Origin of the sequence: Okeania sp. SIO2C2, from assembly GCF_010692625.1 — a bacterium.
Lineage (GTDB): Bacteria > Cyanobacteriota > Cyanobacteriia > Cyanobacteriales > Microcoleaceae > Okeania > Okeania hirsuta.
The window spans coordinates 17,492-32,194 of the sequence record NZ_JAAHGM010000044.1 but is presented as its reverse complement, the minus strand read 5'-3'; the positions used below and the strand labels follow the sequence as shown (position 1 = coordinate 32,194).

General features: G+C 34.3%; 13 protein-coding genes. 5 read left to right on the top strand and 8 right to left on the bottom strand.

The window, feature by feature from the left end; translation table 11 throughout:
- Positions 1-1,475: 1,475 nt before the first annotated feature.
- A complete protein-coding gene (locus F6K18_RS26130; protein ID WP_287525208.1) occupies positions 1,476-2,504 on the bottom strand; it encodes a S9 family peptidase in 1,029 nt (342 codons plus the stop codon).
- A 2-nt stretch (positions 2,505-2,506) separates the two neighbouring features.
- Entirely contained in the window at positions 2,507-3,142 is a 636-nt protein-coding gene (locus F6K18_RS26125) for a class I SAM-dependent methyltransferase (protein WP_287525207.1), read from the bottom strand.
- 256 nt (positions 3,143-3,398) lie between these two features.
- Here F6K18_RS26125 and F6K18_RS26120 point away from each other — a divergent pair, with 256 nt between their 5' ends.
- Positions 3,399-3,536, top strand: a complete 138-nt coding sequence (locus F6K18_RS26120; RefSeq protein WP_287525206.1) for a photosystem II reaction center protein K — start codon at positions 3,399-3,401, stop codon at positions 3,534-3,536.
- 1,575 nt (positions 3,537-5,111) lie between these two features.
- Here F6K18_RS26120 and F6K18_RS37390 read toward each other — a convergent pair.
- The 4 genes from F6K18_RS37390 to F6K18_RS26100 all read right to left on the bottom strand — a co-directional run bounded on the left by F6K18_RS37390 (position 5,112) and on the right by F6K18_RS26100 (position 7,818).
- Complete coding sequence (locus F6K18_RS37390) at positions 5,112-5,309, bottom strand: glutathione S-transferase family protein (protein WP_375341354.1); 198 nt, start codon at positions 5,307-5,309, stop codon at positions 5,112-5,114.
- Positions 5,310-5,315: 6 nt separating this feature from the next.
- Positions 5,316-5,669: a glutathione S-transferase family protein gene (locus F6K18_RS37385; protein ID WP_375341353.1), complete on the bottom strand. Its 354-nt coding sequence runs from the start codon at positions 5,667-5,669 to the stop codon at positions 5,316-5,318.
- A 66-nt stretch (positions 5,670-5,735) separates the two neighbouring features.
- On the bottom strand, positions 5,736-6,200 hold the full coding sequence (locus F6K18_RS26105) for a hypothetical protein (protein WP_287525205.1): 465 nt from the start codon (positions 6,198-6,200) through the stop codon (positions 5,736-5,738).
- A gap of 973 nt (positions 6,201-7,173) precedes the next feature.
- Entirely contained in the window at positions 7,174-7,818 is a 645-nt protein-coding gene (locus F6K18_RS26100; protein ID WP_287525204.1) for an MBL fold metallo-hydrolase, read from the bottom strand.
- Between the two features lie 91 nt (positions 7,819-7,909).
- On the opposite strand from F6K18_RS26100, the gene F6K18_RS26095 reads away from it, so the two are divergent.
- The 3 genes from F6K18_RS26095 to F6K18_RS26085 all read left to right on the top strand — a co-directional run bounded on the left by F6K18_RS26095 (position 7,910) and on the right by F6K18_RS26085 (position 11,615).
- Complete coding sequence (locus F6K18_RS26095; RefSeq protein WP_375341352.1) at positions 7,910-9,367, top strand: site-2 protease family protein; 1,458 nt, start codon at positions 7,910-7,912, stop codon at positions 9,365-9,367.
- Between the two features lie 802 nt (positions 9,368-10,169).
- Positions 10,170-10,679 (top strand): hypothetical protein, encoded by a 510-nt coding sequence (locus F6K18_RS26090; protein WP_287525202.1) that lies wholly within the window; start codon positions 10,170-10,172, stop codon positions 10,677-10,679.
- Positions 10,680-11,051: 372 nt separating this feature from the next.
- On the top strand, positions 11,052-11,615 hold the full coding sequence (locus F6K18_RS26085) for an NUDIX hydrolase (RefSeq protein ID WP_287525201.1): 564 nt from the start codon (positions 11,052-11,054) through the stop codon (positions 11,613-11,615).
- 194 nt (positions 11,616-11,809) lie between these two features.
- Here the strand turns inward: F6K18_RS26085 and F6K18_RS26080 are convergent, their stop codons facing one another.
- Both F6K18_RS26080 and F6K18_RS26075 read right to left on the bottom strand, forming a co-directional pair.
- Positions 11,810-12,109, bottom strand: coding sequence for a DUF6464 family protein (locus F6K18_RS26080; protein ID WP_124146172.1), 300 nt, complete (start codon positions 12,107-12,109; stop codon positions 11,810-11,812).
- Positions 12,110-12,201: 92 nt separating this feature from the next.
- Positions 12,202-12,405 (bottom strand): hypothetical protein, encoded by a 204-nt coding sequence (locus tag F6K18_RS26075; RefSeq protein ID WP_287525200.1) that lies wholly within the window; start codon positions 12,403-12,405, stop codon positions 12,202-12,204.
- Between the two features lie 812 nt (positions 12,406-13,217).
- Between F6K18_RS26075 and F6K18_RS26070 the strand changes: the two genes are divergently transcribed.
- Entirely contained in the window at positions 13,218-14,348 is a 1,131-nt protein-coding gene (locus tag F6K18_RS26070) for a Ycf66 family protein (protein ID WP_287525199.1), read from the top strand.
- The last annotated feature ends 355 nt before the right edge of the window (positions 14,349-14,703 follow it).

Here is a 14,703-nt window from a genome sequence, read left to right as displayed (position 1 = left end):
TTTCTTTACCTAACGAGTTAAACGTCTCATGTTTTTTTAGTAACTTACTATGGGATAAAAACATCAAATTAATCTTCTGATATTCATCAACACACATAATAATATATCTGGAATATTCTCCTGTGTAAATTTCTCCAAAAAAGCCAGTAGATTTAAGAACATTTTTACTCAACTTTCTCCATACTTTATTTTCCCATGATTAAACTTTGGTTTTCTTTAGTTGCCAACCAAGAATTTTTTAGCAAAAAGTAAGCTCTAAATTTATAACATAAAATTTTTCAGCAATCTGAAGCGAATATCTTGACTAAAGCAGAAAATAACTAATCACAGATGAAGATTTTAATCAATCGTAAATTCCGGTTAAAAAAATAGCTGTGCAGATTTAGATAAGCTTTAAACATCTAATCATCTAATGTTTTTTTAGTCAACTATTGCATGCGGGCAACAATTCTTTCTTCCCATTCAATCGCTTCTGACTTGTAGCAGTTTTCACAAAGGTAGACTACATTCATTAATTGATAATTGGTAATAGATAATTGATAATTACCGAATAATTAATAATTAAATAATTAAATAATTAAACAATTTAGCTTACTCTGCCTCCCCTTGATCGGGGAAAAAAATAAATTTTTTCCGAATTCGTCAATCCTCTCCCTAAAAGGGAGAGGTAATTATCCATTATCCATTAATGAACTCTGGTTAAAACCGTTACGGAATTGAATATAAGGAAATATTATTTCTTTTCTCTTGGTCAATTGGATATGGCGAGGAGACCTCGCCATCTCTCAACCGCTTTTTCCCCTTAAAAGGGGAAGCTTTAAACCAGAATTATTTAATTATTAATTATTGACTATTAATTATTCGGTAAAAATCATAGATATATCTAAAGTTTAAGAAGTCACAGAAATAGTTGTCTTCTATGTCAATGAAAACCACTATAATATTAATTATAAAAATCATAAATCAGCTTTTCTAGCTACCTAAAGATGATTGAACGTGCTGAACAGCTTCAAGGACTTCAATATCTTGGTTGATTAGTATTTTTTAGGACTGAAAAATATTTGCATCCTAATAAAAATGTGAAAGTAATACCTCCAAAATTTTATTCTTTTATCCTAATTAGGACTTGCTAATTAAATCTAAAAGTATTTATAAATAAAGGTTTTAGCTTTTTTAAGTATCAAAAAGTGCAAGGTTTTAAGTGGTAATGGTTCAATTAGGAGCGGATTTTGGTCAAGATTTGGGTAGAAAAATCCCAAATTTACAATTCTTACCCCTACCTCCTCGCATTCCCCTTTCTCCTTTCTCCTGTCTCCTGTCTCCTATCTCCTACCCCTACTAAAAGACTTTATTCAGGAAACCCTAATTAACTTCATATTTTATTAACTTCTAATTATTTGATTTCATAGCTTTTTTAAATTAACAAACTTAAGTTATCTAGACTATCATACTATCTGTTTTATCTCCCATAACATTCAAGCTAGAGCAAAATCATATTTCATCTGGTTCAAAATGAATTGAGTTTGCAAACGAATGACCTCTCGATATGTATCTTCTGATTTTCTATCCCAAAGATTATGCCCTGCATCAAGTATATGTAACTTACATTTTTCGTCATTTTCTGCAAATTCCTTCAGTGCATCAGCATACTGGGGAAACAAGTTAAATGGATCGCCCAAACTAACCAAAATTAGGATTGGAGAAAGAGATGTTTTAGATGGATAATTAAACTCAGGAGTAAAAGTCTTGTAAGCTTCCCAACTATGAGGATGCAAAGTAACACCCGGAGCATGAAGAAGGTCAGCCAACACTTCAGCCTTCTCCTCCAAATATTGAACAGTAAACTGGAACAACTCTGGGCCCGGATGTGGTGGATTAACTGCTATTGCCCCAGCTAAGTCATCATAATGCTGTGCATAAAGTATGGCAGCAATACCACCTTGACTACGTCCAGCAATAAAAACTGGGCGATCAGGATAAAGTCGTGACAAAACCAGGTGGACATGACGAAGCACGATCATGAGACCTTGCTCGCTAGCAAACTCAAATGGAGCATCTGAACCCATACCGTTGAGAGGAAGGTCAGTAGGAAAAGATGCTACACGGAATATCTCACCATCCGGTAGTAATTCAGTTAGTAAACTTTGGTTACTCTTACGCCCACGTCCACGGTTTTTACTTTTTCTGCCATGAAAAGTACCAGCAATATCACATAGTGTCTCAGCAACAGAAAAGGTAGTTCCAGTACCAGGTAATAGGATTTGAATTGCACGATGAGTCTCATCAACTAACTTATTTGGCTCTAAAATACCTGTGAAGGCCATCGGTAGATATAACTTAGTAAATGGTAGACTTTGTTTTGGTTCATTTGTAGCACCGACTCGATGAACAAATTCTTGGCTCTCTTGAATCACTTTCATCTCAAGCAGTTCACGACGACTGAGATTAGAAGATTTTGCCAACTCTTGATTGACTTGCTCAAGTCTTTTCAGTTCTGAATTCATTTTTAACAAATTTTGTACGCTAAAAGATTAATAGGGTCATCGTAAATCGGCATGACTTTGGAATCAAGAAGAGTCCATTCTGGTTGGTTTAAGACTTTCTCAAGTTTAGGCAAGAAACTCTGACGTGCCGTGAAAACCAAGACACCTCCAGACTTGATATTGTCTTGGAGTTGATTCAGTTCTGCTGAACCAGCATGGTTTTCCGCAAATACTCCTGTAGCGACAATACCACTTGCCTTCTCTAAGTTTCTGAATTGCTCATCACCAATAAAGCAACAAACTAAGGATTTATATATGCCTTTTTCTGCTGCTTTGGTCAACATACTAGGTGATATGTCCATACCTATGATTTGTTCAAATCCTAATTCAGCTAAGGCCACACCAACTAGACCTGTTCCTGCCCCAACATCAAGAATTGTGTCCTGTTTATTGGCCACATATTGAGCAAGCATAAGTGATGCTGCTAAAGGTACTGGTTTCCAAAATTCCTCAATATCTGTCTCATAGGTATTTGCCCATCGGTCGTAGTTTTCCACTAACTCATCAATATTTTGACTCGAACAGATCCACTTTAACCACTGGTTTGTTTCTATCTCAGACATTCTTTTGTTATTCAATATTCTATTAATAGTAGACATTCTACTTTAGATTAAATCCTAAAACTTTGTGCTATTCCTAGTCCGTAGAAATGCTCAAATATTTTAGCCTGCCGTTCATTTACTACCTGAAATTTTGAAATATTTTTGTCCCTCAGATATTAATTACTGGATTTACCAACACCAATATTTCCATTAGTTGAGATTTAGATATGAGGAGATAAGTTTTGATGTTAATTGCTCAAGTTAAGATATACTAAATATCATAAAAATTTTGTGAAAAAGGTAGGTAGATTTTATGGAATTAACAATGTTATTGGCAAAACTGCCAGAAGCTTACTCAGTTTTTGACCCGTTAGTTGATGTTTTACCAGTAATTCCTGTTTTCTTCTTGTTGTTAGCTTTTGTGTGGCAAGCAGCAGTTGGTTTCAAATAAAGATTAATCTTAAAGATAGCTATCAGTTACCATTCTAATTATTTATCAGAATTTATTAGGCATAATAATTGGGAAGCTGATAGCTAACTTTTTTAACCAGTATTAATAGCATAAGTTCAATAAACCTATAAACAAAAATTTAGGTTTCTCATCTATAAGATAGATAATTTGTTTTCCAAGGTAATTTTGTGTTGCATCATAGGAGGATAAAACTACTGTAAGCATTTCCTGCGGAATGCTGCGTAAACAGCTATTAGCTGTCAGTTCTCAGTAAAAGGAGGGGGTTTAAATGAATATAGACTTTAACTTTAATGCCAGCTTTTGTAGTTAGATTTAATTCTGACTCAATTAGTAAAGCTTTTATTTAAAACTAAAAGCAATAGCTGATGGCCGAATGCTGACGACTGAATGCTGACAAACTACTTTTAGGGAATAATTAGGGTTTGCTGAAAAAGTCTTTTAGTAGGGGTAGGAGACAGGAGACAACCCACCCCTCGCCCCTCCCAGGAGGGGAGAAATGGGAATGAGCAAGGAGGTAGGAGCTAAGTTTTGCCCAACATTGTTCTGCCCAACTATGCACCTAAAATACGCTCCATGCATGAGCGTTTTAGACTGAAACAGGCGCAATTTTTTAGATTCCAAAAAGGCTAAAACCTTTATATATCAATGCTTTTATATTTAATCAGCAAGCCCTAATTAATTGCTTATTTAAAATTAGCTATTACCAATTATCCATTTAATATGCAACACTGATTATTTTTCTTGATTTATGTCTTTTTTCTACTTACTTATTACTGGAAAATTATTTGATTGATTATCGTGGGTAAAAAAAACTTAGATAGATAAATCTAAGACCGATTAGCAATTGTCTTTTGGAAAGCAGGTCTTTCAGATATACGTTTAATATAAGTCAAAACATGAGGATAAGAACTTAAATTCAACTTTAGCATCATGGGAATATAAGCTAAATCGGTGTTGCATTGTAGGAGGATAAAACGACTTTTAGGGAATAATTAATTGCTTCTTGAAAATTAGCTATTACTAATTATCAATTTAATATGCAACACTGATTATTTTTTTTGATTTATAGCGCTCTTATTTGAGTTGTGAGATTATTGTAGATTTTTAGGGAATAGGGAATAGGGAACAGGGAATGGGAAATACCAAAGCAATAAAATTATCACATCTGATTCCTAATTGTTATATGTCTTTATTTCTACTTATAGCAGTCAAAGGAAAGGTTAGGACATATTGATAGCTATAAACTCAGACAACTTCAAGAATTGAGAATTAAGAATTGAGAATTAAGAATTACCTGTTATTATAAATAAGAGGATTGGTCAAAAGGATTTTTTTTCTTTTTATACCCTTAAAAGGGGAGGCTTTAAACCACAATTTTTCGGTAATATTTTCCAACTTCGGTTCCTTCTTCTTCCTTATTCCTTATTCCTTATTCCTTATTCCTTATTCCTTATTCCTTATTCCTTATTCCTTATTCCTTATTCCTTCTTACTTCTGCTATACTTCTTACTTGAAAATTATTTGATTATCGTTAGTAAAAAAACTTAGATAAATCTAAGAAGGATTAGCAATTGTCTTTTGGAAAGCAGGTCTTTCAGATATACGTTTGATATAAGTCAAAACATGAGGATAAGAACTTAAATCCAACTTTAACATCATGGGAATATAGGCTAAAATTGAACCTAAAGCTACATCTGCTACATTGAATTTTTCACCCATTAAATAAGGTTGAGTCTCAAAAATTTGATTCAATGGAGTTCATAAACGAGGAGTTTCCTTTTCACGACTTGCCTCTACAAAAATTCCCGGTCCGAGAGTAGCATTAGCAAACAAAACCCACTGAAAAATTTCCGCTTTCTGTTCTAAAGAATCAGGCATTTTGCCATATTTTTCTGCAACATATAACAGAATAGCTCCTGACTCCCAAAGTTTAAATTCTCCATCAACAATAGCAGGAACTTTTCCCATCGGATTAATCTCTAAAAAATCTGATTTGAGATGCTCTCCTGACTGCATATCGAGAGTAATAAATTCATAATCAGCTTCTATTTCTTCAAGATACCAGAGAATAATTGATGCTCGACTACGAGCGCCACCATAAAGTTTTAGCACGACTATATACCTAATTTTTGATAACTGTAACTTCTACAATTTTACCTAAGTAAATAAACAGAAACATTAAAGAACTTTGTGAGTATATTCATGTTGCTTCACATTGTCTTCTGAACTGACAATATTTTCGGCATTTAGTATCCGCTTACGCTCCAAAGAATAATTCAAATCATCACGACGAGTTCCCAGAGGAACTAAAGATTTAACTTCTGGGTGAATTTTATATGTACGAGTAGTAGCGATCGCTCTTGAGGCAAAATTATCAGAGAATTGAGCTTCCGGAGGAAAATCTTGAGGTAGTATAGGTGTGTCCCCAGATAAAACTGCACCCAAAGTAGTCCCACAAGCCATTTGATATGAAGTAGGAATTCCTTTAACAATAGCTTCGAGAGCTGCTGAGGGTATTGGTTCAACAACTTTTACTTGAGAAATTTCACCATCTTCCTTGATAAAGCAGGTTGCCAAACCAATAACCAAATAATCATCAGTAGATAAATCTGGGGCATTGGGATAAGCAGAAACAGTTGCCATAAGCTATTCTAATTTTTAATTCTTTAGATACATAAGTCTTAATTTTACCAACTCAGGTAACTAACTCCTCAAAAAAATCTGATACTAAAATTGAGCAAACCAAAATTTTGTGTAAAAATAAGCTTATGTAAGTTATTCTGGGCTATTTTCCTACTAAAAATATATTTAGATACTACAGGGAGACAAATTTGTATAGCTCTACACAAATACCCTCTTGACATTCCTCCGTTCCCTGTTCCCTGTTCCCTGTTCCCTTAAAACCCAAATTTACTTTCCTAATCAAAAGACGTAGTGCTATATATTTACAAATTTTTGGAATTGCTAATTGCTAAAAGGTTGCTAGTTCAAGCTTTTTTCCTACCTAATGACGAGCAACTGTTCAACAATTAATAATTAACAATTACCTCTGCTTGAAAAGAAGAAGATTGACGCGGAGCGTGAAAATTTTTTCTTCTCTTGGTCGATTGGATATGTCGAGGAGACCTAGCCATCCCACCCTGCGGGAAGCTACGCTAACGACGGCTTTTTTCCCCTTTAACTAGTGCAGGATGGCAGAAATAACTAACCAGTTACAAAATCTTAAAAGCCTTACCAATCAATACTTTTGACTGTCTTGAGTGTGTCTTACATTCTGAGGGGACCTCAGAATTACACACTCGCTTTTGATTTTTGACTTTTGACTTCCGCGTAGCAGCACTAGCTATCAGCTTTTCGTGATAGTCATGCTCCGCTTGCCAGCATTTAGCTGGAGCACTAAAAATTCGAGGGTTTAAGTCCCCCACGCTTATTTGAAAAAATTAGTGGTGGACTTTTTATGGGGGTTTGAATCCCCCATTATACACCTTGAAAAGCTGACTGCTGATAGCTGAGTGCTGACTGCTACTTTAAAGGAGAAGCTTTAAACCTGAATTATTCGGTAATAGAAAATATCCGAGCAACCGATTAAAAGTTATGGTTTAACCCCAGAAAAAACTTATAAATCCAAAGATGTCAACTTATCATAAGCTGACTCAATTACTCGCTTACCCCTCAAAGCACCAGTATTAGCACCAGGACAAATGTACTGTAGAGTCTGTCGTGAAAATCGGTCAATCAAAAATTTAACACTCTGAAGCTGTCTAGGCCAATGAAAAGTCTTAGCAATACGCAATGGCACAGGTTGCCCTTGACTATTAGGCAATAAATGACGACCTGTGAATAAGACCCCACCATTTTCCGAGTAGTATAAACAGGACGAACCAGGAGAATGACCAGGCGTCCAGAAAACATTAGTATGTTGACTTAAACTAAACTCTTGCTCAAAGGTTGTTACTTTGCGGTTAGGCAACAAATACGCTTCCTGTTCTTGAATCAGAATCTCACAGTTGAAAGCTTTTTGAATCTCTTGTGCCTTGCCAATAGCACTACGATGAGTAATATACAACCACTTTACTCCTCCATGTTGAGAGAGAAACTTTTGATGATTTTCAATATTGGCAGGACAATCAATGAGAATGTTGGTCTGATTATCTACAATAAAATAAGATGTTCCTCCTAAAGTATCCCGATTTGGCGAAAAAGCAAAAATATTTTCTAGGACAAACTGGGGATATTTGGAGACAAAAGGCTGTTCTATCAAAGTAGTATTCTTAGATTAGTTAAAAATAAACATAACTCATTAAAGTATTATGCTCTTTTTATTGATTTTATTAGGGTTGATGACATACTTCATGTTACAACGCAGCGTAAGTAAAATTACCCGCACTCCAATCTGGATATTATGGCTAGTAATGATGACACCAGCTTTAATATGGACAACTTGGATGTTAATTTATGGTGAAAAGCAACTACCACCAGCATTAATTATCATTCCCTTTATTTTCTGTCCTTACTTATATTGGTTATTAGTGCAATGGGGACAGCATCAACCTAGTCAGTCAGAATCAGATCCATCGACAAAAGATAATAGTAATTCCCACACTAAACCAAAAATAGTTCCTACTCAAACTCTCAATCAAACTCCACCTAAACTAACAATAGATAAAACAGAAGAAGCTAGTCTGAGAAATTGTTTTCCTTGGACAGTTTACTATCTGAGGAATCTTGAATTTAGACCTCAAGCAGTTATTTGTCGAGGTCAGTTACGCTCAAACCCTGAAAAAGCGTATCAAACAGTAACAGAAAATATAGAAGGAACATTTGGCGATCGCTTCCTAGTAGTATTTCAAAATAGCTTTCAAGGTAAACCTTTTTTTGCTCTAGTTCCTAACCCCCGTGGCAAAAATGACGAAACTCAGATTTCTCAGGAGTCTCAAAAACCTGTACTCTTGGCTTTAGGATTATTGCTAATAACTTTATTCACCACTACTTTAGTAGGAGCTAGAGAAATAGTTGGTATTTCTGAAGATGCCATACAATCTAACCCTAATTTATTAATCCAGGGTTTACCTTATGGAGTTGCTATGATCGTGATTCTAGGATTACATGAATTTGGCCACTACATAACAGCTCATTTATACAAGATTCGTACTACTCTACCATATTTTATTCCAGTACCGTTTTTCTTAGGGACTTTTGGAGCATTTATTCGGATGCAAAGTCCCGTACCTAATCGCAAATCTCTATTTGACGTTAGTATAGCAGGTCCAATTGCCGGATTAGTAGTTACAATACCACTATTAATTTGGGGTTTATCACAATCTAACATAGTTCCTTTATCTGAGGAATCAGGAATATTATCAATAGACTCTTTAAATCCCACTTTTTCTTTTTTATTAGCTGTATTAAGTAAATTAGCATTAGGTACAGAATTAACTTATAACAAAGGCATAGATTTACATCCAATAGCAGTAGCAGGTTATGTAGGTTTAGTAGTAACTGCATATAATTTAATGCCTATTGGACAACTTGATGGCGGTCATATAGTACACGCAATGTTTGGGCAACGAACTGGTATGGTTATTGGTCAAATTTCTCGTTTTTTATTATTACTATTAGCTTTTATAAATCAGGAATTTTTATTTCTAGCAATCTTTTTATTTTTAATGCCTCTTGCTGATGAACCTGCTTTGAATGATGTTAGTGAATTAGATGACAAACGCGACTTTTTAGGATTATTAATGTTAGGTTTATTGGTAATGATTTTATTGCCTGCACCAAAGATGGTAATACAGTGGTTAAATTTTTAAGAAGAAGGAAGAAGTAAGAAGGAAGAAGGAAGAAGGAAGAAGGAAGAAGGAAGAAGGAAGAAGGAAGAAGGAAGAAGGAAGAAGGAAGAAGGAAGAAGGAAGAAGTAAGAAGGAAGAAGGAAAAAATAATTGTGTGCCACCTAAAATAAAATTGGTATAACACCTAAGACCTAACACCTACTCTCACATAAAATTGGTATAAGAGTTAAATGATTGATTTAGAGAACTAATTCCACTTAATCTGGAAGATAATGTATTTAAGTTGGAACGAGAAAAACATACAGCAGAAATTGATAGATAAAAGAAAAGAAAAACATCGGTGTCATTTCAGTTATCAGTTATCAGTACCTCTGCAATAAGGAGGCTTGAAATACGGAATTATCTTTTTTTTTATCCCCTTAAAAGGCTATGCTTTATAAACATCTTTCTTAACATAAAAATTGACAAAATAGACAAGTTATGTAGAAGTCTTTAACAGGTTTTTGTCAGAGAAAAAGTGTATTCAAAAGTACATTTTTTTTGATAACTTAACTTAAGTAGTTTTTCCTATCTACTATGATTATTTCTCCTTTCTCCCCTACTCCCCTGCTTCCCACAAGGTTTTCAGAAGTTCCTTATCAGGGATAGCTTAAAAGGGGAGGCGCATACCCACAATTTTTCGGTAAAAAGGTTTCCGGGACTTTTTAATGTCAGAAAATCACCAACACTTGTTTGACATCTTATTTGAAAATGTTATAAATTTCTAGGACTTCTTTCAATTTTCAGCTTTTATTTATTTATGCGTTATTTTGTCTTCAAACCAATGATTAACAAGGTAAATTCTCTCATCTTGGCTATAGTTTTGATTTTATTATCAGTTGCAATACCTAACATTAATCTACCTGTAGCTAATGCAGGAAATATTCTCTCAGGATTTAGCTTGTCTGCACAAAATGATTTGCAAATTACCGTAGGGCAAAGTCAAAAATCAGCCGATAAATTAGCTTTAGATTTACAGAAAAGTCTCAACAGTAAAAGGAATGAAATTGGGAAATTAGCTATATTAATTATTCATCCCCACGGAGAGTTTGACAAAACAGAACCAATTTCGTTAGCAGAGAGAGAAGGTGGGGGGTCAGTATTAGAAATGAAGATACATTGGCATAGAAAACTGCCCTTTATGACACGCAATCATTTAACTATTATTGACTGGGAAATTTTACACCATCGACATTTTGGAGCTGCTGTTATTTTAGATGATGCTATACTTTCTCCGATTCATCCTCAAGAGTTAAATAATTTATTTAAAGAGTTACTGCCAGATAATCTCTAAAAATCGGATGTAATCAGAATTTTGATATTCTTGCCCACATTCGGCACTTCAATTTGTCACATGAAAATTAGTATAAAATCCGTAGCTTGCTTAAGTATTTATACTATATAAATTATCTTCATTTACCTCGATCGGGAGTCAAATTCTCAGTTAAATATGCCAGCATAAATACTTACTGAATCCTTGACTCCTATTGACCACTATAATTTTCTTCTTATTTCTTATTTCTTACTTCTTATTTCTTACTTTTGACTTTTGACTTATATTTTGATGTTACATTTTGTGGTGCGGAATGTGGGTTCTTGCCATGTCCACTGCACCCTTTCTGGGTCTAGTTGAATTGATTAAATGGTTACTCATATCTATTGATTTATGACTAATTTAAAAAAATGGAAGCTTTTACAATCTAGGTTAGTAATTAATAATAAATGGTGTCAGGTAAGACAGGATGAAGTTGAATTACCGAATGGCAAAATTATAGATGATTTTTTTATTAATGTTAGACCAGATATTGCACTTATTTTTCCTTTAACAACTCAACAAGAAATTGTATTTGTGCGTCAATATAGACATGGAGTCAAAGAAGTTTTATTAGAGCTACCTGCAGGTGCTTTTAATCCTCAAGTAGAAATTCCTGAAGTAGCTGCTAGTAGAGAACTTACTGAAGAAACTGGATATGTTGCTGAGAAATTAATTAAATTAACAACTTTATATGATAATCCTGTTAAAGATACCAATTCTATTCATTTATTTGTTGCTGAAAATGTCATTAAGTCTCAACAACAAGAGCTTGATATTACAGAAGAAATTGAAGTAGTGCTAATACCTGTCGATGAAGTTATTAAAAGAGTATTGATAGGAGAAATAAGTGTTTCTGGAACTATAGCAGCAATATTTTTAGGATTGGAATATTTGCACAAGTCGAATTTTATTTGAGGTGGCACATAATTAGGTGTTAGGTCTGATAAAAATTTTATTTGAGGTGGCACACAATTATTTTTTGCTTCTTCCTTCTTCCTTCTCCCTTCTTGAAGAAATTTATTAACTTGTCTATCTCAATCTACAGTCAACCCCAATCGAGATATTATTCTATGGAATTTAGAAATGAATTTGGTATTAAATTATTAATATTAGGTATCTATGGACTTATAATCAGAACAATCCTTACATGGACCGAAAGGGTTAACAGCACAACGGATGAGGGGAGACCTAGCATTGAACTTACAACTTAGGTCTCCTATAATATATCCTAATCCTTCAATATATTGTTGTTCTGGTTGACTAGATATAGTTGGTATTCCTGTATAGTTTACTGCCAATCTAATAGACATAAGTCTTTCTCTAGTTCGTGCTTTAAACTTGTGCAGTATCCACAAAGAAACTATCCAAGGAGTCATACCTATCAAAAAAATTAGTAAAATTTTAAACACATTTATTCTAATTTATTGCAACTTCAGAATTACTCTACTGCTGCAAATAATATCAATGAAAATTATTTATTTTTTGCAGCAATAAATTTAGATTATCGGTTAATCAAAATCTTGATATTTGTTAGATTTGAAGATGGAAATTTTTTTTCCACAAATAATGTATCGGGTATCTCACTGTCTGCTTTAACCACAGGAGATAGAGAAGTAAAGGGCAATTTAATATCAGATAAATCTATCCCAGCAAATATATGTAAAGATAAAGTAACAGCAACTGCTAACCAAAATTTTTCCCACATCTCACACCTAAATTTAATTTTACTTAAAATTATAGAACAATTAGTCTTAAGGCTACCGTGGATTAAAATCCGACGAGTCACCTTTCATCCATCGCTTAAAAGAAGATGGCTTTCATGCTCCCATGTTATTTAGGTAAATATTACAAAACAAACTTACTAATTGTCTGTGACTTGAAAGTAGGTAAAATCGTGAGTTTAATCACTGTTTAATTAATTAATAAATCAAGATCAATTAGTTCAAATAATTCAGATGTAAGCTGGGAAGACTCTGGCGACATATCCCTATTTAGTCCACTCCGAGCGGTTGAAGTTAAAAATGTAGAAGTTATAGCAGTCTAAGCACAAGGTTAGAAGGTATCAAAAGCTTAAAACTCAGATAACGCCAGATTTTTCCTTGTTTCCTAGATGAATAAAGTCTTCTCTACTTCTTCCTTATGTTAGGAGTTACGTATAACCACCAAATATAGTAGGGGTTAACCGCTGTCAACCCCTACAAATGGCGTATAATGTAATATTTTGCGTAAATCCTGTCTGTCCTATAGCACTACGTCTTTTGGCGCTTGACAATAAATTTTAGTTGTAAGGGAACAACGGTGCGACTCCCCGAGGTGCGACATACCCAAGGGAATGCTGACCAAGATAGGAATAGGAAATAGATGAATGTCCTAACATATTTGCGTAGCGCTATAGATAACCAAATTCCTTCTTCCTTCTTCCTTCTTCCTTCTTTCTTCTTCCTTCTGCTATAGCAGGAGTTATTGAACGATAAAATTAGCCCATATACCAAACATATAGTGGGAGTACATCAACTTATGCTGACAAAAATACTGGCCTTAACTGTTGGTCTTGGTAGTTTAGCCTTATATCTGGTGGCCTTTTTCTTTCCAGAAGTCCATCGAAAAAATGATTTTATCTGGAGTGGTGTGGGTCTTTTCTATGCCTTAGTATTATGGTTCTGTGCAGGTAGAATTACAGGTGCAGTGTTATTGGGTCAAATGGCAAGTGTAGCTTTATTGGGTTATTTTGGTTGGCAAACCCTGACATTGCGTCGCCAAGTTACTCCAGTAGCAGAGCAAACAAAAATATCTACTCAGAAAGGTACTAAAGATAAAACTCAAGAACAATCAACTACTGTTCCTCAAGCACCATCTACAGAAGAAGTAGACACTATCTCAAAATCAGATATTACGGAAATAGCTACCTCTATTCAAGAGGAAGAAAATGAAGTTAAACCTGCGGAAACTGAATCTGAATTAGTATCATCTGAAACTACTTTAGATTCAAGCAATATAACAAAAGATTCTGAGGTAGATGCAGTTACAAATATGGCAGAACAAAATGTCATAACAGATACGACGAAAGATGTTTCAGAAACACCCCAGAATTCACAGAAAAGTTCATCTAAAAAAGGTGGTGGTTTTTCTCAGTTATTGACACCTGTTAGTGGTCTATTGAGTAATATTAAAAATGCAATTCAAGGTAAAGATAGTAAAAATACAGATACAAATTCTGACTTAGTATCCAAAGAAAATCAAGTTGAGACAGAAGAATTAGCCTCTAGTGAAGAAGTTACTTCTGAGGTTAATAGTTTAGTTAGTGATGGAAAAGAAAATTCATCTGATCCAGAACTTTTAGTAGATAAAGAAGCACCTGTTGTATCTGATGTACAAAAAGAGACTACTTTGGAAGAAGTTGAGGAAGAATCAACTATATCTTCAGATATAAATTATACATCTACGGATTCCGAAAAAGCTATTTTAGAGACTAATACACAAAGTATTGAAACTCAAGATAGTTCGGTGTCATCAGACGCAATAACTACTCAAGATAGTGAAAAATTGGAAGTAAAAGGTACTTCCATTTCTTCTGAGGAAAAATCTGAAAATAAGAATTTAGAATCAGATTTATCAAAGGATAGTACAGACAAGTCAGTAGATCCGTAAAGTTACAATTTTGCAGACTAAGAACTCAGTAATAACAAATACAAAATATTGAGGGAATTGGCAGGGAAAATAGCAGACCAATTCCCTGTTTTTTGATTGTATAGCAGAAGGAATAAGGAAAAATCTGGCATTGTCTGAGTTTTAAGCTTTTGATACAGCAGATTCCACTAAGTGTGAGATACACCCATCGCGGGCAAGATGTCCGCACTACAAACATTTAATTTGTAGGACTTGCGCAGAGACTCTACATATAGCAAGGGCGCCATTCGGAGCTTGGCGTTAGCCAATACCATTCGCCCCTACAAATGGTACTTTAAAAGTTAATTTGCGTAAGTCCTGATAATGACGAATCTTA

Bases quoted from the DNA above. Each gene is read 5' to 3' on its own strand.
- F6K18_RS26130 (WP_287525208.1), bottom strand. From the start codon at position 2,504: ATGAATTCAGAACTGAAAAGACTTGAGCAAGTCAATCAAGAGTTGGCA.
- F6K18_RS26125 (WP_287525207.1), bottom strand. From the start codon at position 3,142: ATGTCTACTATTAATAGAATATTGAATAACAAAAGAATGTCTGAGATA.
- F6K18_RS26120 (WP_287525206.1), top strand. From the start codon at position 3,399: ATGGAATTAACAATGTTATTGGCAAAACTGCCAGAAGCTTACTCAGTT.
- F6K18_RS26105 (WP_287525205.1), bottom strand. From the start codon at position 6,200: ATGGCAACTGTTTCTGCTTATCCCAATGCCCCAGATTTATCTACTGAT.
- F6K18_RS26095 (WP_375341352.1), top strand. From the start codon at position 7,910: ATGTTACAACGCAGCGTAAGTAAAATTACCCGCACTCCAATCTGGATA.
- F6K18_RS26090 (WP_287525202.1), top strand. From the start codon at position 10,170: ATGATTAACAAGGTAAATTCTCTCATCTTGGCTATAGTTTTGATTTTA.
- F6K18_RS26085 (WP_287525201.1), top strand. From the start codon at position 11,052: ATGACTAATTTAAAAAAATGGAAGCTTTTACAATCTAGGTTAGTAATT.
- F6K18_RS26075 (WP_287525200.1), bottom strand. From the start codon at position 12,405: ATGTGGGAAAAATTTTGGTTAGCAGTTGCTGTTACTTTATCTTTACAT.
- F6K18_RS26070 (WP_287525199.1), top strand. From the start codon at position 13,218: ATGCTGACAAAAATACTGGCCTTAACTGTTGGTCTTGGTAGTTTAGCC.